This window comes from Streptomyces antarcticus (assembly GCF_026627255.1).
GTDB classification, from domain to species: Bacteria; Actinomycetota; Actinomycetes; order Streptomycetales; family Streptomycetaceae; genus Streptomyces; species Streptomyces antarcticus.
The window spans coordinates 29,290-51,849 of record NZ_JAPNLM010000034.1 but is presented as its reverse complement, the minus strand read 5'-3'; the positions used below and the strand labels follow the sequence as shown (position 1 = coordinate 51,849).

The following is a 22,560-nucleotide window of genomic DNA, read 5'->3' as shown; positions in this document are numbered from 1 at the left end:
CGTCTCCCGGGGGCCGGAAGACCCCGAAGGCAGGAGAGAGTCATGTCCGATTCGCCTTGGGACGCCGCTCTGTCGCCCATCCAGCCGTTCCACCCCTTCAACGACGTCGGCGAGCCGGTCGGTCTGCACCGCGGGCAGGTCAGCGGTGTGCGGGATACAGAGGTGCCCGGTGAGGTGAGCCTTGCGTGTTCACCGGTTCTCAGCCTCGACTGGAGCGTCACCCCCGAGCCGAACTCGCATCCGTACGCGCAGGACACAGCCGTCCTGCGGCTTCCTCGGCCGTACGGTGAGGCAGAGGTGGAAGCCTGGGTCCGCGATTTCGACGAAGGCTGGATCAACGGAGCCGTCCTGGGAGACAGCAAGGCCCCTCTGGCACGGATCGCGGTCCACTGGTTCAACCTCCCCCGGTTCACCGGGCAGCATCACCTGACCGACCGGATCGAGGGTGCGGATCGGTACTGGTCCGGGGGCCGCTGGTCCCACGAGGTCGACGGCTGGAAGATCGTGCTGGACGTACGCCCTGACCACCGCGCTGTCTGGGAAGGACTCCTCAAGACCCGGCTCTACGCGATGACGCATGTGATGGAGATCAGCCGTGCGGACGGACGGCGATTCACCGCCAGTGAGGCCACGCACCTTCTCACAGCCCTGCACCTCGGCATGTCGTTCTCGCTTGGCCGCTGGACCGCTCCGCTCCTCCCTGTCGGCCTCGGAGCTGACGGGCAGGCCGTCTGGGAGTCCTGGGGTGCCCTGCACTGCGATCCGGCGCGGAGGCACTCCTCCGGCTGGTGGGACTCGTGGGACATCGAAGCCCTCGGCAGGTTCCTTGACGGGCTCGTCCCGGTGATGGCCGATCCCGTGATCGCGGAACCGCTGAAGCTGCAGATCAGCTACGCGATCACGGCCATGCGTGACCAGGGATTCGTGGAGCAGCGCGTGATGATCGCCGCTGCCGGACTGGAGCATGCCATGTGGCAGCGTCTGTTCGTCCGTGGTGTTCTCACCCGCGCGGAGTACAAGAACACCCGCCTGTGGCCTGCCCACGCGAAGCTGCGGAAGGTTCTCGGGGAAATCAACGTCGCAGTCTCCATCGACCGCAACCATCTGCCCGCGATGGCCGCCTTCGCCGACGAGATGCGCCGACGGACCGGACAGGTCTGGGACGGGCCCTCCGTGGTGATGAAGATCCGCAACTACATGGTCCACCCGGAGGAGGACCAGAGGGAGCTCTACCGGATACCCGGCCTCGTCACGGAGGTGTGGGTACTTGCCCGCCACTACCTGTCCCTGCTGGTCCTCGAGTCACTGGGCTATCGCGGACCGCATCAGAACCTATCGAAGATCCGCGGCATGGCAGGCGAGGTCGAGGAGACTCCCTGGCCCTGACTCGGGCCTACCCGACATCTCTTCCGAGTCGCGCAACGAAGTCCGCGACTCGGGTCAGTGCCTCCGCCAGGCGGGCCGGCGGGACCGTGTAGGAGATACGGACGTGGTTGGGGGCCGCGAAGTCGGCGCCTGGGACGACCGCGACGTTGGCCTCCGCGAGGAGGAGTTCCGCGAAGACCTCGGCCGAGGTGATGGTCTGGCCCGCCAGGGTGCGGCCGTAGGTGCCCGAGATGTCGGCGAGGAGGAAGAACGCGCCGGTCGGGTCGCCGTCGACGTCGATGCCCGGGATGTCCACGAGCGCCTTGATGGTGGTCAGGCGGCGGTCGTCCAGTTCCAGTCGCCGGCGTTCCAGCTCGGTGGTGAGGTCGGCGGTCAGGGCGCCGAGGGCTGCCTTCTGGGAGATGGAGGAGGGCGCGGAGGCGGTGTGGCTCTGGATCGCCGTGATGGCCTGGGCCACCGAGGGCCGCGCACGGTGATGACCGCGGGCTCCGTCCTCGGCACCCTCGCACTCCTCGTGATCGCGACCGCCCCCAACCTGGCCGTCTTCACACTGGGTTGGGTGCTCGCAGGCTTGACCATGGCCGCCACCTTCTACCCGCCCGCCTTCGCCGCCCTCACCCGCTGGTGGGGCCCGGACCGCATCCGCGCCCTGACCATCGTCACCCTCGCCGGCGGCCTCGCCTCCACCGTCTTCGCACCGCTCACGGCAGTCATCGCGGAGCACCTGAGCTGGCGCGCCACGTACGCCGTCCTCGCGGCGACCCTCGCCGCCGTCACGATCCCCGCCCACGCCCTGGCCCTGCGCGCCCCCTGGCCGGCCGCCCCACCGCAAGCTCCCACCACTGACGGCACCACACCCATACCCCGCAGCCGCCCCTTCATCCTGCTGGCCGTGGCCTTCACCCTCTCGGGCTTCGCCATGTACGCCGTCGTGATGGGCCTCATCCCGCTCCTCACCGAACGAGGAGCCACAGCCTCGCAAGCCGCCTGGGCTCTGGGGCTCGGCGGGGCAGGCCAGACCCTCGGCCGCACCCTCTACTCGGCCCTCGCGACCCGCACCTCGGTCACGGCCCGCACCGCCACCCTGATCGCCCTCGGCGGTGCGACCGCGGCATCACTGGCCTTCACCCCAGGCCCCATGCCGCTCCTGATCGCCCTCGCGATCCTCGCCGGAGTCGTCCGCGGCAACCTCACGCTCCTACAGGCCACCGCGGTCACCGACCGCTGGGGCACCACGCACTACGGCCGCCTCTCAGGGCTTCTCGGCGCACCCACCCACATCGCCGCAGCCCTCGCTCCCTGGGCCGGAGCCGCCTTCGCCACGCAGTTCGGCGGGCACTCCCCGCTCTTCGCAGCCCTCGTCGCCACTTCGTTGCTCGCGACGGTGCTCGCCGTGGCATCAGCGGCGAGGAAGCCCCACCCGGTCAGTTCCGCCGATCCGAGGTGAGCGTGATCCAGCCGTCCGGGATCCAGCCTTCGAGGTAGCCCTCCAGGAACGGCTCGAACTCCGGGATTCCGAGGTGCGCCACTTCCCCGAGCGCCTGGCGCCACGGAAGCCACAACTGTGATGGCCCGGGGTCGCCTTCGACGTGCATCGTGAACAGACGTGCCTTCCGATGTGCGCCGTCACCGGGCGACACGCCATCCAGCCGGGCCACCGTGCCGCCGAACCGGAAAGCCAAGCCGGCAGCGAGTCGGCATGCAGCCGCTCTGTACGACTCACCCGGGGCACACGCGCCCATGGGGAGGCTCATGAGCCCCGGCGAGTACTGGACAAGGCCCATCCGGTGAAGGTCGTCGAAGCACACGAGATACACCACACGCCGCCGCACCTCTGGTGCATACATACCCACAAGAAAAAGAATGGCCCGTCGGGAGCGCGACGCACTCCGGGCGGACCGAACGGGTGGGTAGTCGGCGATCTCAGGACTCGGGCGGCGCGGGCGGCAGCGCCGCCGGCCCGGGCCAGATCTGGAAACCGAAGGACGCTTCCAAGCGGGCGAGCGTGCCCGAGTCCGGCATGACCCTGCCGTTGAGCACCCTGCTGATCGTCGAATGGGTCAGGCCGGTAGCTACCGCGAGGCTGCGCAGCGTATGTCCGGTGGAGGACATGGCCCGCGCGAGGTTCCGGGAGAGGGACTGGCCGTAGTAGGCACTGACCGGAGCATCAGGAGCGAGAGCGGCATTGGGCCAAGCGCCGTCCACGACGTAGTCGCGCGGCTGCTTGTCGTTGCTGCTCCGGGGCATGCCGAGATCATCCCACGTACCCATGGGGCCGACCCTTCCCTTGTCTCGGATCCCGCAACGGAGACCTCTTGCGTGTTGCAAGTACGGAACAGCGTAAGGGTCCATGAGCCGTCCGTGCGGCACATTCCAGGGTTTCGGCAGCGCTCCGTGGTGGCGGGCGACGACACCACCCGGTCCCTCACGCGCCACTCGGCTACTACGCGCGCCCGATGCGCCACTCCGGCAAGCGTTCTCAGATGCACCGAGACCGGAGACATCATGCAAGTCATAAGAGACATGGCCTCCAACACGACTCACTTACAGCGGAGTTGCACCCACCCCCAGAGAATCTGCACGCTCGCATCTATGCATTTGCCTGCGGAGCGGGCGAAGGCTCGCTAGCTTGTGGGTGGATCATCCGAGGGGAGCGGAGCATGACCACAACAGGAGCGGGGTCCGCGCACCCTCTCGTTGAACACCTTCGCGAGATCCAGGCCGGGGAACACGCCAAATGGGTCATCGCGACTGGCGTGTTGGCCGAGGTGCGACAAGAGATGGCCGACCTCCAACGTCGCTTCGAAGAAGCGGAGCGATCCCTCCTGGCGGCCGACGTACGACTGTCGGCCGTGAGCGACACGGTTCGCCAGGCCGAGGAGTTCTTGGGGGCGAAGCAGCCCTCACATCCACCGACGGATCCAGGTGAACGCCCGAATCCCGCGGACCCGCAGAGCTCCGGCTCCGACGCCCGCGACTCCGGTGTGCCACATCAGGCGGCGGGGCGGCCGGCCTCCGGCGTCGACACGGAGCAGAAGTCCCTCACAGAGCTGGTCCTCGAAGCGCTCGCGGACGGCCTGGATACACCGACCTCCAAGATCGTCGCCCATGCCCAGCTGGAGCGTCCGGACGCGACACCTCGGCAGATCACCAACTGCGCCAGCCACATGCGGGCCAAGGGGAAGGTCCTCATTGTCGGCCGCGGACTCTACCGACTGGTCAGCAAGGAGCCGCGCACGTAGAGATCGCCATCTTCCAAACAGAAAAAGGCGCCGCCCGGGTGGGAAGACCCTGGCGACGCCGTGACACGTCAGCTGAGGGCCCACGCGCCGCCTCCAGGCTAGGCCATGGAGTAGCGGCCCACCCGGCCCTCGGGAATTTTGTGCATTCAGCACTTGATCATAAATGAGGGCCCACGCCATGTTATCTGACGCATTCATGCACCACTGGCCCCTACAGGCCAGCAGCAGTCAGGCGCTCCAGTACCCCCACGGGGGTGTTCGATGAGTGCCGCAGACAAAGTCCGCATCATCATGCCCACCGGCGGAATGGCCACCCTGCGGCAGCTGAAGGTGGTCGACGCCGTCGCCGAACTGGGCGGCGACGACCGCCTGGCCATCCCGGTCTCAGAGATCGCCACCAAGGTGGGGCTCAGCGCCTCCAACATCTCCTCCTCGCAGGGCTTTCTTCGTCAAGCCGGCCTGCTGGAGACGCACCACGGAGCCCTTTCGGTCACCGATGCCGGCTTTCAGTTGACGCGGCTCCGGGCGGAGGACTCCGCCCGCGCTCGCCTCTTCCTGCATGACCACTGGCAGTCCGCCTGGTTCACCAAGGCCGCCAAGCGCCTCCTGCGACAAGGGCCGCGGCAGAGGACCACGCTCGCCGAAGAGCTCGGCCAAGGGCTGCCCGCAGCGGCGCCCGAACGCGGGCTCTATCTGGTGGACTGGCTCGACTACGCCCTGATCGTCCACGTCGCCAAGGACGGACTGGTCCGCCTCCCGGGCTCCATCCCCACACCCCCGCCCCCCGCCGCTCCGGCATCAGGCCTGTTCCTCAGCTCCGCCGAAGAGACCATGGCGCTACCCGACGACACCTTCGTAGCGGCCATGCGGGCTTACGGGACCCTCGTGAGCTCGCTCCGAGGGCCGGCGGCCCGCGCCTAGCCAGGCCGGCTCGCCCCGCCGCACCGAGCGACGCCCCGGGCCGTCCTGCCCGGGGTCTCTTCGGCGCGTCCTCATCCATTCGCCCACGCCGGGTTGCAGCGGAGATCACACATGCCCACCGTAATGGTGCAAGTACGGAACATAATGAATCATTCGAATCTTCCCAGTCAGAGGGTCGGGGGAGGGGTCGAACTGCTCTCCCCGACCCTCCGGAGGACCGTCATCATGGGAAGCGACCTGTCTCTCATCCATGCCATCGACCTCGTCATCGACGCATGGCGGGAGATGACCGCCCTCGACGAGATGTCCGAGCAGACCTTCGACAAGTTCGGTCTCCTCATCAAGAGGTTCGGACGGAACGCCACTGCGCGAGGCGTACTGCTCATCTCGGACGTCACCGATGGCATCGCCGAGGACTTCGTGAACGCCAAGGGCCGGAGCCGCCACGGCCACGTCTCGGACTCGGCGGTGGCTACCCGCCGAGTCCGCCGAAGCGTCTTGCGAACCGCCTTCCGCACCCTGCACGAGCTCGGCCTGAGCGACCAGGATCCGACACGCAACATCGTCCTGCCCGCCCGCACCTACGAAGGTTCCCGCCCTCTCACCGAAGACGAGGCCGTACTGCTGCGCCACCACGCCGCATACGCGGCCCGGCCGACCCGGCACGCAGCCGCGGCCGCCCTCGCCCTGGCCGGCGGGCACAGCGGCGAGATCGGGCACAGCGTCGTGGCCGACCTCGACCTGCCGCACAGCCGCGTCTGGATGCACGGAGCGCGCAAATACGACCCCCGCTGGTGCCGGCTGGACGCCTGGAGCCGCCACGTACTGGCCGATCGAGCCCGCCACGTCCTCGCTCAGCACCCGGACAAGACCACCGCGCGCCTCGCGGTGTCCTGTACCCCGGCACCCGATCCGGCCCTGCAATCGCGCACGTGTGTCGCGCTCCGCGATCTGCTGCGCAGGATCGGCCTTGACGGGGAACCCGACGTCACCCCGGCTTCCGTCACCACCCGTGCCGCCGTCGAGACCTTCGAAGTGACCGGCCGCATCGAGGAATCCGCTCGAAGGCTCGGGCTCCGATCCCTGGACAGGGCCGCCTCCATCGTCGGCTACGACTGGCAGACCGACCCCGCCTACACCGACGGGGGCCCGGCCCGTGCCTGACGACGTCTTCGGAACCCCCAAGCCCCACCCCGAACGCCCGAACCGCAAACGCCAGCTCACCGACCAGGACCAGCGCAGCATCGCGGAGCGCGTCCGCGACTGCCTCGACTACCCGCTCCTCTACGAGATGGCGGAACTCCTACCCCCGCCGAACGTCGTCGGCTGCCCCCGCGAGTACCCGGGCATCGTCTACCTGATCATGGCCGCCCTCACCCCGGTGACGAAGTCCAAGCGTTCCACCACAGGACTCCTCGCCTCTCCCCAGGACTGGCGCAGCGTACGGGCGAGCATCCGCCGCCACCTGGGCCGCAGGGCAGCGGCAGCCCTGCCCCTCACCGCACCTTCCCGCGGGCAGTACCAGGACGCCCTGAACAACCTCCTCGTACCGGCCGCTGACGCACTCGAGGAAGCGTTCCGCAGGTATGCCGCCCAGCAAGCCCTGAGCCAAGGGCTGTTCCCCTCGGACACGCCCAAGGTATGGAGCCGACCCGAACGCCGACAGCTCCTCGTCGGCGACGCCACCGTCCCCAAGGCACCCTCCAAAGCGCGCGCCGTGGAGATCGCGGACGAGGACACCGGCCTGATCCGAAACCACCGCGTCGACCCGGCCGCCCGCATCTACTACGAGAACGGAGAGAAGGAGAAGCGGCGGGTACGCGGCACCAAGTGGTTCTTCGCCTCCGGCCGCGACACCGGCTACTGGACCCGCGTCATCCTCAGCTTCGCCCACGTCGCCGGCGGCGAGTACGAAGACGAAGCAGCCATCGCCGTACGCCAGTTCCGCGTGCTGAAGGACGCACTGCCCCACTGCATGGGCGTCGTCTACGACGGAGCCTTCCGCGGTGTCCACCGCGACGCCCTCGCCCGGGCCGGCCTATTGGCCATCAACAAGCAGCACGGATCCGTCGCCCCCGTCTTCTACGAACGCATCAGCCCCTGCCGAAGCGGTCACGAGCTCTGGTGCGACCAAGGCCGCATCGCCGAGAGCATCCGCATCGACGACGGCACCCGCATCCTCGAACCCCTCCCCATCACCAAGCTCGAGCACCGTGCGGGAGCCGCCAAGAGCCGCTGGTACCACGTCCTCAAGATCCCCTGCCGCCACGGCGACCACGACTACCGCGTCCCCGTCGGCATCACCACCACCCCTGCCGACCGGACCCTGCGCTGCGTCGACACCGGCAAGCGCATCAAGAGCGACAGCGAACGCGGCTTCCACCGAGCCGAATACCTTCAGCAGATCCCCGAGGCCAGCCTCACCCACCAGCTCCTCTACCCCTACCGCGCCGACTCCGAGTCCGTACACAGCCAATTCGACCAGAGCCTCTGGAATCGCCGCATGATTGCCTACGGCGTGGATCGCCAGAAGATCTTCGTCCTCGGCTTCGCCCTCTCCCAGAACGCCACCAGCCACCAGATCCACCTCCAGGCCCGCATCAACGCCCAACAGGTCCTCCGCATCGCCTGACACTCCTCGACCCCACGACGGCCGCGCCCACCCCAAGGCGCGGCCGTCGCTCCGTTAAAAAGGCCCCATCCATGGCAAGCGGAACAGAACGGACGCTCCAGCAGCCTGCCCACACCCGTGCAGCACCCCCGGCCTCCCCACCCACCACCCCAGACGCTCAGAAACCCCAGGTCACGACGATGCCTTCGCCTCAGGCCCGCTCCCACGACAATCCATGCGACCACTCCCAGCACGATCCGCTAGGCTGTCAGCGGTCAGACGGCTCCCAAGCGTGTGTCCGGGAAAGTGTCCGCGAGGACATCTCCACCTGGGTGTACTCACGTCAATCTGACCAGCATGTTTGTCGAAGCAGCTCGCGCGATCCCTCTGGGGTTTCCGGCAACGTTTCCGACAAGCCCCCGTCGCCTTCGTAGCTCAGGGGATAGAGCACGGCTCTCCTAAAGCCGGTGTCGCAGGTTCGAATCCTGCCGAGGGCACTGACCGGATAGCAGGTCAGAGCATGGACGAGGCCCCCCCGTTCCTTCGAACGGGGGGGCCTCGTCATGTCCAGGTCCCCGGAGTGACGCGGTGGAGTGGTCAGTGCTGCCAGCCGGTTTCGCCGTCCGGGCCGACCATGACGGGTTCGAATCCCGAGCCGGTGAGGCTCCAGGACTCGTAGTCGGGATCCGGGTCGACGCGGAGCCGGGTGCCGTCGTCGAAGCCGAGGTGCAGGGTGCCGAGCCCGGTGACCTCGGCTTGGGTGACGGTCCTGGTGAACAGGCCGAGGAGCGGTGCCAGCGCCGTTCCCGTTCCCGGTGTGAGGACGGTTCGGGTACCGGAGGTACCGGTGACGGTGATCGGGCTCTCGATGACGAGTTCGCCGTCGAGGCGGATCCGGCCGTCGGGTCCGTAGGCCGTGAAACCGATCCGGACCTGGTAGTCGAAGGCGGTGCGTGTGACGCCGGAACCGACGAGTTCTGCGGGGACCTTCACCACACCTCCAGCGGCTCGGTACGTCGGGTGCCCCGACCGGTGGACAGTAGCCGGTGTCGTGTCGGCGCCGCGCACCTCCCCCCCGGGAGCGGGAGTCGCCGGGGCGGGGTCAGCTGGTCGGTCTGCGGGTGGGGTGGATGGCGTCACGGCGTACGAAAGCCCTCCCGGGCCGGATCCGGGAGGGCCACGCCGTCACGCCGTCGCGGGGACGGGCCGGCTACGGGGGCGGCGTCAGCTCAGTCCCCGGCTGCGCTCGCCGATGCGGTCACCCTGCGGAGTGCCGGCCCGCTTCAGGGCCGCCTTCGTGTGCGCTCCGCCCTTGACCTTGCTCCGCAGCGGGCCCTCGAAGCCGTGGCCCTGCGCCCGCGGCACCTGGAGCTGCTCCTGCGCCTTCGCCATGGCGGCCTGGACGTCCTGCATCTGCTCTTTGCTCATCCCGTCGTCAACTCCCTCGGGAAGTACCCAATCGGACTACTGGGATCGTATGCACATATAGCGGCCGACGCACCCGGGCCGGAAGCAAAGAATTCCGGATCAAGGCGTGCCGCCCATGGCTCCGCCCCGGCCCGCCGAAATCAGGTCCCGCCCGCCGGAATCAGGTCCCCCCGGCCGGAATCAGGTCCCGCCCGCCGGAATCACGGCCCGCGCGGCGGGGCCGGGTGTCCCAGGGCCTTCTGTACGAGCTCGTCCGGGCACGGCGTGCCCCGGGGCAGCTGGTACTTGGCCGTCACCCGGTACTCCCCCGGCCCCGGTGCCAGCAGCTCCGTCCACACGTCGCCCGAGGCGTCCGGAGCCGCCTTGAACAGGCACCCGGCGGTGTTCGCGTACTCCTTCGCCAGTCCCGTACCGCCACCCCGCGCCTTCGAGGCGAAGGTCTCCTGCGGCGGCATCACGGCCTTGCCGTCCCCGCCCACCAGCCCCAGCCACGGCGAGTGCGGGACGCGCACCAGCACCCGCCCCGCCTGCCGTACGTTCACGACGAGCTGGTCGGCGCCCGCCCGCACCACCCCCGCCGGACCGGACACCAGGTCGGTCGGCGCGTGGACCTTGAACAGCTGCCAGTTCGCGTCGCCCCACACCTGCTGGAGGTACGGAAGGCCCGCGCGCACCAGCCGCGCCTCGTCCCTGCCGCCCTCGTCGGGCCGGTCGGCGGGCAGCACCACGTAGTGCACGGCCCAGCGGTCCAGCCACTCCCGGTAGGTCACGTCGGTGAGGGTGCCGTCGTAGAAGAGCGGGTTGCGCTCCAGGTCGGCCTGCCGGTTCCAGCCGCGCGCGAGGTTCACGTACGAGGGGAACGCCGACGACTCGCGGTGGCTGCTCGCCGGGACCACCTCGACCCGGCCGCGGTCGGCGCCCGCCTTCTCCAGCCGGTCGACGAGCGGGGCCAGCTCCCGGTTCCAGGCGGCCAGCGGGGTGGTGCGGATGATGTCCGTGACGCTGTTGGTGGTGATCCAGACGGTCAGCCCGGCGAAGGCCAGCAGCACCGCGTACCAGCGCCGCGAGCGCGGCACGTAGGACGGGAGGGCCGCGAGCAGCACGGCGCCACCGAACAGCATGATCATGCGGGTGACGTTGGAACCGACCTGGGAGTCGACCGCCCAGGTCAGGAAGGTGCCCAACGCGTACACGGCGGCCGCGACGCGCACCGTCTTCCAGCGCCTCGGCACGAGCACGCACACGGCCACCGCGAACACGAACGGCAGCCAGGCCGAGCCCAGCCGCATCGGCTGCGTCCCGGAGAACGGGAACAGCCACGCCGACAGCCCGACCACGGCCACCGGCGCCAGCCCCAGCGCGTACGCGCCCGGGCGCCGCCGGGTCAGGAACAGCGCGGCCGCCACCACCCCCAGGAACAGCCCGGCGACCGGGCTGGAGGCGGTGGCCAGCCCCGCCAGCGGGGCCGCCACGGCGGCCTTCGCCCAGCGGCGCCGCGACCACTTGCGGGGCCAGCAGAACACGGCGGCGACCGCGGCGAGCGCGAACATCGCGCCGAGGCCGAAGGTGACCCGGCCGGACAGCGCGTTGCAGAGCAGCCCGTACACCCCGGCGAGCGCGGGCCACAACGGCTCCCGCACGGAACCGCGGCAGCGGGTCAGTATCAGCGCGAGCAGCCCGGCCGAGACCGTACCGGCGATCATCATCGTGGTGCGCACGCCGAGCACGTGCATGAGGTACGGCGAGACCACGCTGTACGAGACCGGGTGCATGCCGCCGTACCAGGCGAGGTTGTACGCCGAGTCGGGGTGGCGCCCGACGAACTCGGCCCACGCGTCCTGCGCGGCGAGGTCGCCGCCGCTGTTGGCGAAGCTGAAGAACCACAGGACGTGCAGCACTCCGGCGAGGACGGCGGCGACCGCCACCGGGTGACGGCGCGCCCAGTCGAGGCCGCGCCGGCCCGGCCCGCCGGGCTCCGCCGGGCCGCCCGGCCCCGGCGGGGCGGCGGAGTCCGCGGCGGGGTGCGCGGCCGCGGGCTCCGCGGCGGCGGGGTCCGCGGGCGTCCCGGAGCCGCCGCCGGGCACCGGCGCAGCGGCGGCCGGACGCCGTCCCTGCTGCTCAGCGGTGGTCACTGCCCACTCCCCCACACATCAGTCCTCTGCCCGTACGCACGTCCTGGATCCCAAGACGCGCCCCGGCACCCCGGGGTTGCCCGGGGCGCCGTCCGCGTGCTCGCCGCCGCCGTCAGCCGACGCGCGTCAGCTTGCTGCCGATGCCCGGCGCGGCGAGGTCGCTCTTCAGCGCCACCGGCACCTTCACCTGGCTCGCGCCCTCGCCGACCGTCAGCACGCCGATCTCGGTGCCGGCCTTCGCCGTCTGCGGGATCTTGCTGCCTTCGCCCTGCGCCAGCTCGATGTCGACGGTCAGCGCGCCCCAGCCGACGGCCTGGACGTCGGCGGTGGCGACGACCGGCGTACTGCCGCCGAGCCCGTCGTCCACGTACCCGACGACGTCGCCCTTCTTCACGACGGGCGCCCCGTTCAGGGACTTCTGGGTGGCGGTCATCAGCTGCTTGCTCGCGGCGAGCACGCTGTCGATGATCGGCGGCTTGTGCTGGCCGAGGACGGCGCCGACGATCAGCTGCCTCGTCTTGCCGACGTCCTTGTAGGCGGCGAAGAGGAGGTTGCCGCCGGCCTTGGTCGTCGTACCGGTCTTGATGCCGAGCGACTCGTTGAACGGCACCAGGCCGTTCCAGTTCCGCCAGACCTTGCCCGAGGGGTCCTGCCAGCTGGGCTTCTTGGTGATCTCCAGCAGCGTCTCGATCTCCACCAGCTTCAGACCCAGCTTGACCTGGTCCTCGGCGGTGCTGACCGTGGTCGCGTCCAGGCCCGAGGGGTCCGTGTACGTGGTGTTCTTCATCCCGAGGTCCTTGGCGGTGTCGTTCATCTTCTTGACGAACGCCTCCTGGGAACCGGAGTCCCAGCGCGCCAGCAGCCGGGCGATGTTGTTGGCCGACGGGATCATGAGGGCGGCGATCGCGTCGTACTCGGTGAGCTTGTCACCCTCCTTGACCGTGTCGAGGGTGGACTCGTTGTCCGTGGAGTTGTTCTTCTTGCCCTCGGACTCGGCCGTCTTGTCGACGTCGATCACGGCGCCCTTCTCACCCTTCGCGATGGGGTGGTCGCGCAGGATGATGTACGCCGTCATCGACTTGGTGACGCTCGCGATCGGCACCGGCTTCTGCTCGCCGGACTGGCCGAGCGTGCCGAGGCCGGCGGCCGCCATGTACGCCTGTCCCTCGCTCGGCCAGGGCAGCTGGGGCTTGGCGCCCTCGAAGGTGTACGAGGACTTCGCGGTCATCACGAGCGTCGGCTCGGGCAGCGGGCGCACCAGCTGCGCGACCGAGACGACGATCGCCAGGAGCACGACGACGGGCGCGTAGATCTTGACCCGCCGCACCGCCGTGCGCAGCGGGCTCGGCGGCGGGGGCGGGTTGTTGGTGAGGTCCGCGAGCATGTCGAGCGGCGGCTTGGGCGGCAGCGGCTGCTGCGTGGTCCGCTCGGACGACTCGTACGCGGGCGTGGGCTTCGGCGTGGGCTTCGGCGCGGGCTTCGGGGTCACGGCCGGAGCCGGCGCCCCGTCCGTGCGCAGCGGTACGAAGGTACTGGCCTTCGGCGGCGCGGCCCGGTCGGCGGCAGCGGTGTCCCGGGCCGGCGCGACCGGGGGCTTGACCGCGCGGAACACGGCGGTGCGCTCACTGTCCGCGACGGCCGAATCGGCTCCGGACGCGCCGCCGCCCGGGCGGTCGGCCGAAGCGGAATCCTTGACGGGGGGTGTGACGGCGGGCTTGGCCGACGCGGGCGTCGCGGGCGGAGCCACTGCACGGAACACAGCGGTGCGCTCGGAGTCCCCACCGGACTCCGCCGGGGACGGCTTCGCCGCACCCGGACCACCCTCGGCCCCGTCCCGGCCGGCCACCGGCTGAGGCCGCCGGAAGAAGTCGACGCGCGACCCCTCACCGCCCCGCTCACCGGCAGAACCGGAACCCTCACCAACAGGCGGCTTCACCGCACGGAACACAGCAGTGCGCTCACTGTCCGCAGCAGCGGCACCGGATCCGGCCCCGGCGCCGGACCCAGCCTCGGAGTCCGGCTCGGACACAGGCTCAGCCACGGACTTGGGCTCGGACTTGGCATCGGCCTGGGACCGCGGCGCGGAGTCGGGCTCGGCTGCGGGCTCGGCGTCCGCCGCCGCCCCGGAGGACGGCTTCGGCGCCTCGGCGACGCGCCGGACCGACGCACCTTCACCGGACCCGCCGTCGGCCGCGTCCGCACCCGCATCCGGCCCCGCACCGGAGCCAGACTCGGCTTCGGCTTCGGCTTCGGCTTCGGCTTCGGCTTCGGCTTCGGCTTCGGAGGAACCGGCACCGGCATCGGACCCGGCTTCCGCTTCCGCTTCGGCAGCGGGTCCGGATCCGGAACCGGATTCGGAACCGGAACCTGCGGCACCGGGCGCCGCCTCCGCCGTGGCCGAATCCGCCTTCGGCGGCCCGTCGGAGCGAGCGGGATCCTCGGCGGTGGCGACCCACGCCGCCACGGCCTCGCGCAGCGGGTCGCGCTCCGCGGTGGTGTCACCGGCGCCGCCCGAGGCGTCCTCGGGCTCCCTCGGCCGGAACACCGACAGCCTCGGATCACGCTCCTCGGAGGACTCCGCCGCCCCCGGCACTCCTGCATCTACCGACTTGTCGGGGGACTCGCCCGCCACCAGTTCCTCCTCGATCGCCGCTACGTCCGGCTGTCCGAATGTCTAACAGTGTCCCGTCTGGGGGCATCGCCCCCGCGCTAGACGAGAACGACATAGTTGCGAGTTCCCCCGCAAAGCGGTCAGGCGCTCTCGACAGATGAATGTGAGAGGCGTCACCCTGTCACTCATCCACGCGGGGAGGCATGGATGGGCAGGAGCCGCAGAACAATTCCGGAGGAGCTTCTGCTGCTCGCCTTGGACCCGGCCACGGGTACCACGGCGCAGCCGCAGTCGCTCGACCTCGGCCTGGCCGGGGCACAGCTAGTGGAGCTGGCTCTGGCAGGACGGATAGCCCCTGACGGGGATCGTATCGCCGTGGTGATGCCACGGCCGACAGGAGATCCGACTCTGGACTCCGCACTGGAACTGTTGCGCAGGCGCGGCAGTCCGGTTCGGGCTGTCCACTGGATTGGCGGACCCCGGCTGGGGCTCCGCCAGATTTACCTCGCTCACCTGGAGCGTTGCGGCATGGTCCATGCCGTCGCGGGACAGATGTGCGGGGTGCTGCCGACGACTCGCTACCAGGCGACGGACACGACGATCAGCCGGGAGATCCGTGCCCGGCTCGACAGTGCGATCCGCACCGGCGTACCGCCGGACCCGCGGACCGCGGCGCTTGCCGCACTGGCCCACGCGGTCGGACTCGGCAAGCACCTGTACCCCGGCAACGAGGGGCGGTCGTCCAGATCCCGGCTTCGGGACCTGATCCGGCACGACCCCATGGGCGGACTCGTGGCGCATGCCGTGATGGACGTCCAGAACGGTGTGGCAGCACAGCCGCGCCGTGACCGCGCTCCGGCACCGCCGGTTCGCGCCACGGCGAGCAGTGTGCCGCTCCAGCCACGCCGGACCGGTGCCATGGCCCGCGCGTCTGTTTTCCCGGCCGTTCCCCAGCGGCAGCGCACGCTTCGGTGGCAGTCTGCTCAACATCAGACACGCAGAGAGACAGCAACAGAAGAAGGCGGAGGTGCCGTTCACGTGGCGTCCAATGTCAATCCCACCGTCCGACGCCGCCGACTGGGCATGGAGTTGCGCAAGCTCCGCGAGGACAAGGCCATGACGGCCGAGCAGGTCGCCGAGCGCCTGCTCGTCTCCCAGTCGAAGATCAGCCGGCTGGAGAACGGCCGCCGTTCCATCAGCCAGCGCGACGTCCGCGACCTCTGCGACGTGTACGAGGTGGAGGACCGCCGGCTCGTGGACTCGCTCATGCAGATGGCCAAGGACTCCCGGCAGCAGGGCTGGTGGCACGCCTTCGGCGACATCCCGTACAGCGTCTACATCGGCCTGGAGACGGATGCCGCCAGCCTGCGCACGTACGAGCCGCTCGTGATCCCGGGGCTGCTCCAGACCACCGAGTACGCCCAGGCACTCGTCCGCGGCGCCTGGCCGGAGACGGCTCCCGCCGACGTGGACAAGCGCGTCCAGGTCCGGATGCACCGGCAGAAGCGGCTCTCCGAGACCGAGAACAACAACCCGGAACTCGGGCCGCTGCGGCTGTGGGCCGTCATCGACGAGGCCGCGCTGCGACGGCAGGTGGGCAACGCCCAGCTGATGGTCCGGCAGCTGGAGTTCCTGATAGAGCAGTCGGACCAGCCGCACGTCACCGTGCAGGTGATGCCGTTCTCGCTGGGCGCGCACCCCGGCGTGAACGGCCAGTACGCGATCCTGGAGTTCCCGGACGCGTCCGACTCGACCGTGGTCTACATCGAGGGCGTGACGAGCGACCTGTACCTGGAGAAGGCCAACGACGTGCAGAAGTACAGCGTGATGTACGAGCACTTGCGCGCCCAGGCCCTCAACGTGGACCAGACACGGGAGTTCATCTCCGGCATCATCAACCAATATGCGGGCAAGGGCGAATAGACCCGCATGAATCGGAGTGCGTGGCAAGGGAGGGGCCGGTACGGTACACCGTCGCTGCCCGGCCACAGAAGGCCTGACTGGAATATGCCACTCGGTCGGGTGAATGGCCCGTCCACCTCTCAGGAGCTGCCGGTAGCGTCGATCAGGTCGGCCGGAAAAGTGGTCGACACGACACGGGAACTACTCGCTGAACCGGAGAGAAACATGGCTATTCGCCAGGGCGCCACGCACAACTGGACCAAGTCCTCCTATTCCGCCAACGGCGCCTGCGTCGAGGTCAAGTCCCCCGTCACGGAGGCCGTCGCGGTCCGCGACTCGAAGGTGCAGGACGGTCCGTCCCTCACCTTCGCGCCCGGCTCGTGGACCTCGTTCGTCACGGACGTCACCGAGGGCGGCTTCGGGCGCCTCGCCTGAACGTTACGGCTCCTGTCCCCACCGTCCCCTCAGTACGGCCAGCACCACACGCACCACCCGCACCACCCGCACTACAAGCACCACCCCGCAGCACACGCACCACCCGCACTACCCGCACCACCGTCTGGAGCCCTCTCGACCGGCCCGCCGTCCTGGCCGAGGGGGCTCGGCCATGTCCGCGTACGGCACGCCCGCCGCGGCCCCCAGACGGCCCGAGCCCCCGACCCGCCCCCAGCCGCTGACCGGCGGGGTCCCGGGGGAGCCCCCCTAGCGGAGCTGGTCGACGTACCGGTCGGTCCCCGGCACCGTCGGGACGAACGGCGCGACCAGCTCCACCCGCCCCAGCCCCGCCCCCGCGACCTCCGCGTCCAGCCCCTGGAAGCGGTCCCAGCAGGTCCGGGGGTCCTCCTCCAGGAACCAGAGCAGCGTGAGGCGGGTGTCGACCCCCTCGACCTGCTTGACGTACGTCATCCGGTCGCCCGGCAGCGGCGTCGGCCGGAAGACCGTCACCATCGCGGCGGGCGAGCCGTGCAGCCGCTTCGGCAGGGCCCGCGTGCGCAGCCACTCCAGCAGTTCCGCCCGCTGCTCGGGGCCGTCGGCGTCGACGACCTGGACGACGAGCCCGGCGTACGGGTGGTCGAGGGCGTGGAAGTCCCGCGGTCCGGCGGCCCCGTCGCGGTAGACGGTCGCCTCGTGGTCCTGGAAGGCCGTGAACACGTGCGTCCGGTCCTGGTAGACCCGGCCGTCCCGGTTGAGGCGCTTGTTGATGCCGACGGTCCACTTCATGTGCTCGTCGTAGCGGCCCTCGGTGACCCAGTACGTCGAGATGTAGCACCCGGCGGTGACCGGCTGGGCCACGGCCGACTTCGCGGGGTAGCGCATCTCCTGGAGCTCCCGGGTGGCCACCCAGCGGCGGCCCGCGTACATCCAGGGCATGGCCATGGCGCCGGCGTAGTAGTGGTCGTCCTCGTACCAGCGGTTGTACGCGAACTCGTGTCCCGGGTGCGGCTCCACCATGGTGATCAGCGCGTGGCCCGGGCGGACTCCGTAGGGGCCGACGGCCGCCAGCGCGGCGTAGTCGTCGGCGCGGGCGTCCTGTGGCGGGGCGTCCTGTGGCTGGGCATCCCGCCGCGGGACGTCCTGCGCCTGGAGGTCCTGCCGCTGGAGGTCCTGCCGCTGGGGGTCCTGCTCTCCTGTCGTCATGGGACCGGTCTAGCTGATGCCACGTCAGATCGCGAGAGTGCGGGCCCGTTTCGGCGCCGGAGCGGGATGCGGGGGCGGGCGCGGGCGACGCACGGCCCTTCCCGGGCTTCCTCCGGGGCCCGGCCCCCGGAGGCCGGCGGGGGACCGTGCGGCGGTGCCCAGTGGGCGGGAACCCCCTGGTGGGGGCGGGTGGCAGCCGGTAGCTTCCCCCTGATCGCACCCACCACATCACCTGGGGACAGCTCCATGCGCACGCGCCGCACCCGACGGACCACCGGCCTGCTCGCCCTCGCGGCGGCCGCCGCCCTGACCGCCGTCGGCTGCACGGCGCGGCCCGGGCTCCCGGCGCCGGACGCGACCGCGCCCCCGTCCGCGGCCTCGGCTCCCGCGGGGGCCTCGGCCGCCGCGGCCCCCGCGCCCGGCTCGGCCACCCCGGCGGGGGCCGGCCGCCGGCTGTCCCCCGCGCGGCTGCTGTCGGCCGTGGTGCCGGAGGCCTACCTCCGGGACTCGTACGGCACCAACCCGGCGGCCGTCCGCAAACCCCGGAAGGCCGACACGGGGATCGAGCCGCCGTCCGATCCGGCCTGCGCGCGCCTGCTCGACGCCGCCAACGCCCGGCACCAGCCGGACCGGCCGCCGGCCGTCGTCGAGCAGACCTTCAACTGGAAGGACGACGCCTACGGCTCCCACTCCGTCCTCGCCTCGTACGACGACGCCGATGCCCGTGCCGCGTTCGCGCAGGTCCGCGACGGCCTGGCCACCTGCCGGGCGTACGAGCAGCGGAGCCCGGGCCGGCTCTACCAGGGCACGGTGGACGTCGCCGCCACCCCGGTCGTGGGCGACGAGGCGGTCCAGTTCCAGATCACGGCCCCGACCGAGGACGGCCCGCACGTGACCCGGTACACGGTGGTCCGTACGGGGAACTGCGTCGCGACCTTCGTCCAAAGCGCGGGCCGCAACGAGAACCGCGCCTTCCCGCCCTACGTGATCGCACTCCAGGTGATGCTCCTCCAGCAGGCCCAGGGCGCCGCCTGACGCGCACCGCGGACCGCCCGGACGCCGCACGGGAAGGCCCCCCGGCCGGACCGCCCCGCCCCTTCACAAGCCCTGCCGGGCGCCGTAGCCTGACGCCCCGTCAGATCAATGCGTCGCCTGGAGGGCCGTCATGCTGCTGCGAGGGAAGACCGTCATCGTCTCCGGCGTCGGAGCCGGGCTCGGGCACCAGGTGGCCGCCGCCGTCGTCCGGGACGGGGGCAACGCCGTGCTCGGGGCGCGCACCGAGGCCAACCTCGCCAAGTCCGCCGCCGAGATCGACCCCGACGGCGCGCGCACCGCGTACCTGCCGACCGACATCACCGACGAGGCCCAGTGCGAGGCCCTCGCCGCGCTCGCGCGGGAGCGCTTCGGAGGCGTGGACGCCGTGGTGCACGTCGCCGCCTGGGACTCCACCTTCGGGGGCCTCCAGGACGCCGACTTCGGCACCTGGCAGCAGATCCTGGACGTGAACCTGCTCGGCACCCTCCGCATGACGCGGGCCTGCCTGCCCGCCCTCAAGTCCGGCGGCGGCTCCGTCGTGATCATCGGTACGCAGTCCGCCGTGGCCGCCCCCAACGAGGTCCAGCAGGCCGCGTACGCCGCCTCCAAAGGGGCTCTGACCTCGGCCATGTACTCCATGGCCCGCGAGCTGGGCCCCCACCGCATCCGCGTCAACACCGTGCTCCCCGGCTGGATGTGGGGCCCCCCGGTCCAGGCCTTCGTCACCTTCACCGCCCATACCGAGAACGTTCCCGAGGCCGAGGTGCACGCCCGGCTCACCGAGCGGATGGCGCTGCCGGACCTCGCCACCGACGGGGACGTCGCCGACGCCGCCGTGTTCCTCGCCTCCGACCGGGCACGGGCGATAACCGGCCAGTCCTTGCTGGTCAACGCCGGTGAGCTGATGCGATGAGCCATCCCGTGCATGTACCACCGGATCGTATGCTCACCGTATGACCACTCCGAGTGACGCTCCGACCGAAAACGCGATGCGCCGCGCGCTCCGGCGGGCCCGCGACGGCGTCGCGCTCGACGCGACCGAGGCGGCCGTACTCCTCCAGGCCCGCGGGGACGCCCTCAAGGACCTCTCCGCGTCCGCCGCGCGGGTAAGGGACTCCGGGCTGGCCGCCGCCGGCCGCCCGGGCGTCATCACGTATTCGCGCAAGGTCTTCATCCCCCTGACCCGGCTCTGCCGCGACAAATGCCACTACTGCACCTTCGTCACCGTCCCGGGCAAGCTCCGCCGGGCCGGGCACGGAATGTACCTGTCCCCCGACGAGGTCCTCGACATCGCCCGCGAGGGTGCGGCGATGGGCTGCAAGGAGGCCCTCTTCACCCTCGGCGACCGCCCCGAGGACCGCTGGCCCGAGGCCCGCGAATGGCTCGACGCGCACGGCTACGACGACACCCTGGCCTACGTACGGGCCATGGCCATCCGGGTGCTGGAGGAGACCGGACTGCTCCCCCACCTCAACCCCGGGGTCATGACCTGGTCCGACCTCCAGCGCCTCAAGCCCGTCGCCCCCTCCATGGGCATGATGCTGGAGACCACCGCCACCCGCCTGTGGTCCGAACCCGGCGGCCCGCACCACGGCTCGCCCGACAAGGACCCGGCCGTGCGGCTGCGCGTCCTGGAGGACGCCGGCCGTTCGAACGTCCCCTTCACCACGGGCGTCCTCATCGGGATCGGGGAAACCTACGAGGAACGCGCCGACGCCTTCTTCGAGTTGCGCCGCGTCCAGCGCAGCTATCACGGCGTCCAGGAGGTCATCGTCCAGAACTTCCGCGCCAAGCCGGACACCGCCATGCGCGGAATGCCGGACGCGGAGCTGGAGGAGCTGGCCGCCGCCATCGCCGTCGCCCGCCACATCCTGGGCCCGAGCGCCCGCATCCAGGCCCCGCCGAACCTGGTGGACGAGGAGTACGCCCTCCTCATCGGCGCCGGCATCGACGACTGGGGCGGGGTCTCGCCGCTGACCCCCGACCACGTCAACCCCGAGCGCCCCTGGCCGCACATCGAGGAGCTGGCCGCCCGCACCGCCGCCGCCGGCTTCGAGCTGCGCGAGCGCCTCACCATCTACCCGGAGTTCCTCCAGCGCGGCGAACCGTGGCTGGACCCCCGGCTGCTGCCGCACGTACGGGCACTGGCCGATCCGGCGACGGGTCTCGCGGACGAGTCCGCGAAGGTCGAGGGCCGGCCGTGGCAGGAGCCCGACGAGGGCTTCGCCGCGTACGGACGCACCGACCTGCACGCCACCATCGACACCGAGGGCCGCACCGGCGACCGGCGCGACGACTTCGACCACGTCTACGGCGACTGGGAGGCCCTGCGCGAGGCGGCGGCGCCCGGCATGGTCCCGGAGCGCATCGACACGGACGTACGGGCGGCGCTGGCGCAGGCCGCCGACGACCCGACGAAGCTGACCGACGGGCAGGCGCTCGCCCTGCTGCACGCGGACGGGCCGGCGCTGGACGCGCTGTGCCGGATCGCGGACGACCTGCGCAAGTCGGTCGTCGGCGACGAGGTCACCTACATCGTCACACGGAACATCAACTTCACGAACGTCTGCTACACCGGCTGCCGCTTCTGCGCCTTCGCCCAGCGCCGCACCGACGCCGACGCGTACACGCTCTCCCTGGACCAGGTCGCGGACCGCGCCGCCCAGGCGTGGGACGTGGGTGCGGTCGAGGTGTGCATGCAGGGCGGCATCCACCCCGACCTGCCGGGGACGGCGTACTTCGACATCGCGCGGGCGGTGAAGGAGCGGGTCCCGGGCATGCACGTGCACGCGTTCTCGCCGATGGAGGTCGTCAACGGCGCCACGCGCACGGGGATGTCCGTACGGGACTGGCTGACGGCCGCCAAGGAGGCCGGGCTGGACTCCATCCCGGGCACGGCGGCGGAGATCCTGGACGACGAGGTGCGCTGGGTCCTGACCAAGGGCAAGCTGCCGACGGCGGACTGGATAGACGTGATCAGCACGGCGCACGAGCTGGGCATCCGCTCCTCGTCGACGATGATGTACGGCCACGTCGACCAGCCGCGGCACTGGCTCGGCCACTTCCGCACGCTGGCGCGCGTCCAGCAGGACGCGCTGGCGAAGGGCGTCGAGGGCTTCACGGAGTTCGTGACGCTCCCGTTCATCCACACCAACGCGCCCGTGTACCTGGCGGGGATCGCGCGCCCCGGCCCGACGGTGCGGGACAACCGGGCGGTGACGGCGATGGCCCGGATCCTGCTCCACCCGCACATCACCAACATCCAGACGAGCTGGGTGAAGCTGGGCTCGGAGGGCGCGGCCGAGATGCTCCGGTCCGGGGCGAACGACCTCGGCGGGACCCTGATGGAGGAGACCATCTCCCGCATGGCGGGTTCGGGTTGGGGCTCGTACAAGTCGGTCAAGGACCTGATCGCCGTCGCGGAGGCGGCCGGGCGGCCGGCGAAGGCCCGTACGACCCTGTACGGCGAGGTCCCGCAGGAACGGCAGGACGCGGCACGCGACTCGGACGGCCACCTGCCGGCCCTGCTGCCCGTACTGGACTGACGGTCGCGGCGCCCCTCCCGCGGGGGGGGGGGGGGGGGGGCCCGCCCCCGGGGGGCGCCCCGGGCCCCCCGCCGGGGCGGGCCCGCACGGGCCGCCCCCGCCCCCCCCC

The 22,560-nt window shown here is 70.9% G+C and carries 18 protein-coding genes, 1 tRNA gene and 2 pseudogenes; 13 read left to right on the top strand and 8 right to left on the bottom strand.

The window, feature by feature from the left end; all coding sequences use genetic code 11:
- The first annotated feature begins 42 nt into the window (after window positions 1-42).
- Window positions 43-1,386 (top strand): YopA family protein, encoded by a 1,344-nt coding sequence (locus OTB16_RS34075; protein WP_267726085.1) that lies wholly within the window; start codon window positions 43-45, stop codon window positions 1,384-1,386.
- Window positions 1,387-1,393: 7 nt separating this feature from the next.
- Here OTB16_RS34075 and OTB16_RS34070 read toward each other — a convergent pair whose 3' ends face one another.
- Window positions 1,394-1,843, bottom strand: coding sequence for an aminotransferase class I/II-fold pyridoxal phosphate-dependent enzyme (locus tag OTB16_RS34070; RefSeq protein WP_267726083.1), 450 nt, complete (start codon window positions 1,841-1,843; stop codon window positions 1,394-1,396).
- On the opposite strand from OTB16_RS34070, the pseudogene OTB16_RS34065 reads away from it, so the two are divergent.
- Window positions 1,835-2,833 (top strand): annotated as a pseudogene (locus OTB16_RS34065) (MFS transporter); the annotation flags it as partial. The gene OTB16_RS34070 and the pseudogene OTB16_RS34065 sit on opposite strands and share 9 nt — an antisense overlap.
- On the opposite strand, the gene OTB16_RS34060 reads toward OTB16_RS34065, so the two are convergent.
- Both OTB16_RS34060 and OTB16_RS34055 read right to left on the bottom strand, forming a co-directional pair.
- A complete protein-coding gene (locus tag OTB16_RS34060) occupies window positions 2,811-3,206 on the bottom strand; it encodes an NUDIX hydrolase (protein WP_267726081.1) in 396 nt (131 codons plus the stop codon). The pseudogene OTB16_RS34065 and the gene OTB16_RS34060 overlap by 23 nt on opposite strands.
- 103 nt (window positions 3,207-3,309) lie before the next feature.
- Window positions 3,310-3,633, bottom strand: a complete 324-nt coding sequence (locus OTB16_RS34055; RefSeq protein ID WP_267726079.1) for a helix-turn-helix domain-containing protein — start codon at window positions 3,631-3,633, stop codon at window positions 3,310-3,312.
- A gap of 533 nt (window positions 3,634-4,166) precedes the next feature.
- Here OTB16_RS34055 and OTB16_RS34050 point away from each other — a divergent pair.
- From OTB16_RS34050 to OTB16_RS34030, 5 genes are all read left to right on the top strand, one after another.
- Complete coding sequence (locus OTB16_RS34050; protein ID WP_252309401.1) at window positions 4,167-4,628, top strand: hypothetical protein; 462 nt, start codon at window positions 4,167-4,169, stop codon at window positions 4,626-4,628.
- Window positions 4,629-4,889: 261 nt separating this feature from the next.
- A complete protein-coding gene (locus OTB16_RS34045) occupies window positions 4,890-5,549 on the top strand; it encodes a hypothetical protein (protein WP_267726075.1) in 660 nt (219 codons plus the stop codon).
- A gap of 225 nt (window positions 5,550-5,774) precedes the next feature.
- The gene (locus OTB16_RS34040) at window positions 5,775-6,713 is read left to right on the top strand and encodes a hypothetical protein (RefSeq protein WP_052031094.1); all 939 of its coding nucleotides are present in this window, start codon (window positions 5,775-5,777) and stop codon (window positions 6,711-6,713) included.
- Window positions 6,706-8,181 carry a hypothetical protein gene (locus OTB16_RS34035; RefSeq protein ID WP_267726071.1) on the top strand — a complete coding sequence of 492 codons (1,476 nt, stop codon included), beginning with the start codon at window positions 6,706-6,708 and terminating at the stop codon, window positions 8,179-8,181. The genes OTB16_RS34040 and OTB16_RS34035 overlap by 8 nt, the downstream gene beginning before the upstream one ends.
- Window positions 8,182-8,584: 403 nt before the next feature.
- Window positions 8,585-8,657: transfer RNA gene (locus tag OTB16_RS34030), tRNA-Arg, on the top strand.
- Window positions 8,658-8,757: 100 nt separating this feature from the next.
- On the opposite strand, the gene OTB16_RS34025 is transcribed toward OTB16_RS34030, so the two are convergent.
- The 4 genes from OTB16_RS34025 to OTB16_RS34010 all read right to left on the bottom strand — a co-directional run bounded on the left by OTB16_RS34025 (window position 8,758) and on the right by OTB16_RS34010 (window position 14,352).
- Window positions 8,758-9,153: a DUF6188 family protein gene (locus OTB16_RS34025; RefSeq protein ID WP_267726070.1), complete on the bottom strand. Its 396-nt coding sequence runs from the start codon at window positions 9,151-9,153 to the stop codon at window positions 8,758-8,760.
- Between the two features lie 231 nt (window positions 9,154-9,384).
- Complete coding sequence (locus tag OTB16_RS34020) at window positions 9,385-9,588, bottom strand: hypothetical protein (protein ID WP_267726069.1); 204 nt, start codon at window positions 9,586-9,588, stop codon at window positions 9,385-9,387.
- A gap of 200 nt (window positions 9,589-9,788) precedes the next feature.
- Window positions 9,789-11,720 (bottom strand): MFS transporter, encoded by a 1,932-nt coding sequence (locus OTB16_RS34015; RefSeq protein WP_420717852.1) that lies wholly within the window; start codon window positions 11,718-11,720, stop codon window positions 9,789-9,791.
- 112 nt (window positions 11,721-11,832) lie between these two features.
- A complete protein-coding gene (locus OTB16_RS34010; protein ID WP_267726068.1) occupies window positions 11,833-14,352 on the bottom strand; it encodes a D-alanyl-D-alanine carboxypeptidase in 2,520 nt (839 codons plus the stop codon).
- Between the two features lie 186 nt (window positions 14,353-14,538).
- Here OTB16_RS34010 and OTB16_RS34005 point away from each other — a divergent pair.
- From OTB16_RS34005 to OTB16_RS33995, 3 genes and pseudogenes are all read left to right on the top strand, one after another.
- A pseudogene (locus tag OTB16_RS34005) lies at window positions 14,539-15,267 on the top strand (GOLPH3/VPS74 family protein); the annotation flags it as partial.
- A gap of 102 nt (window positions 15,268-15,369) precedes the next feature.
- Complete coding sequence (locus OTB16_RS34000; protein ID WP_267726111.1) at window positions 15,370-16,254, top strand: helix-turn-helix domain-containing protein; 885 nt, start codon at window positions 15,370-15,372, stop codon at window positions 16,252-16,254.
- A gap of 204 nt (window positions 16,255-16,458) precedes the next feature.
- Window positions 16,459-16,668 (top strand): DUF397 domain-containing protein, encoded by a 210-nt coding sequence (locus OTB16_RS33995; protein WP_267726067.1) that lies wholly within the window; start codon window positions 16,459-16,461, stop codon window positions 16,666-16,668.
- A gap of 267 nt (window positions 16,669-16,935) precedes the next feature.
- Here OTB16_RS33995 and OTB16_RS33990 read toward each other — a convergent pair whose 3' ends face one another.
- Window positions 16,936-17,871: a hypothetical protein gene (locus OTB16_RS33990; RefSeq protein WP_267726066.1), complete on the bottom strand. Its 936-nt coding sequence runs from the start codon at window positions 17,869-17,871 to the stop codon at window positions 16,936-16,938.
- Between the two features lie 246 nt (window positions 17,872-18,117).
- Here OTB16_RS33990 and OTB16_RS33985 point away from each other — a divergent pair, with 246 nt between their 5' ends.
- The 3 genes from OTB16_RS33985 to OTB16_RS33975 all read left to right on the top strand — a co-directional run bounded on the left by OTB16_RS33985 (window position 18,118) and on the right by OTB16_RS33975 (window position 22,451).
- On the top strand, window positions 18,118-18,906 hold the full coding sequence (locus tag OTB16_RS33985) for a hypothetical protein (RefSeq protein WP_267726065.1): 789 nt from the start codon (window positions 18,118-18,120) through the stop codon (window positions 18,904-18,906).
- 130 nt (window positions 18,907-19,036) lie between these two features.
- Window positions 19,037-19,819 carry an SDR family oxidoreductase gene (locus OTB16_RS33980; protein ID WP_267726063.1) on the top strand — a complete coding sequence of 261 codons (783 nt, stop codon included), beginning with the start codon at window positions 19,037-19,039 and terminating at the stop codon, window positions 19,817-19,819.
- 40 nt (window positions 19,820-19,859) lie between these two features.
- Window positions 19,860-22,451 (top strand): bifunctional FO biosynthesis protein CofGH, encoded by a 2,592-nt coding sequence (locus OTB16_RS33975; protein ID WP_267726062.1) that lies wholly within the window; start codon window positions 19,860-19,862, stop codon window positions 22,449-22,451.
- The last annotated feature ends 109 nt before the right edge of the window (window positions 22,452-22,560 follow it).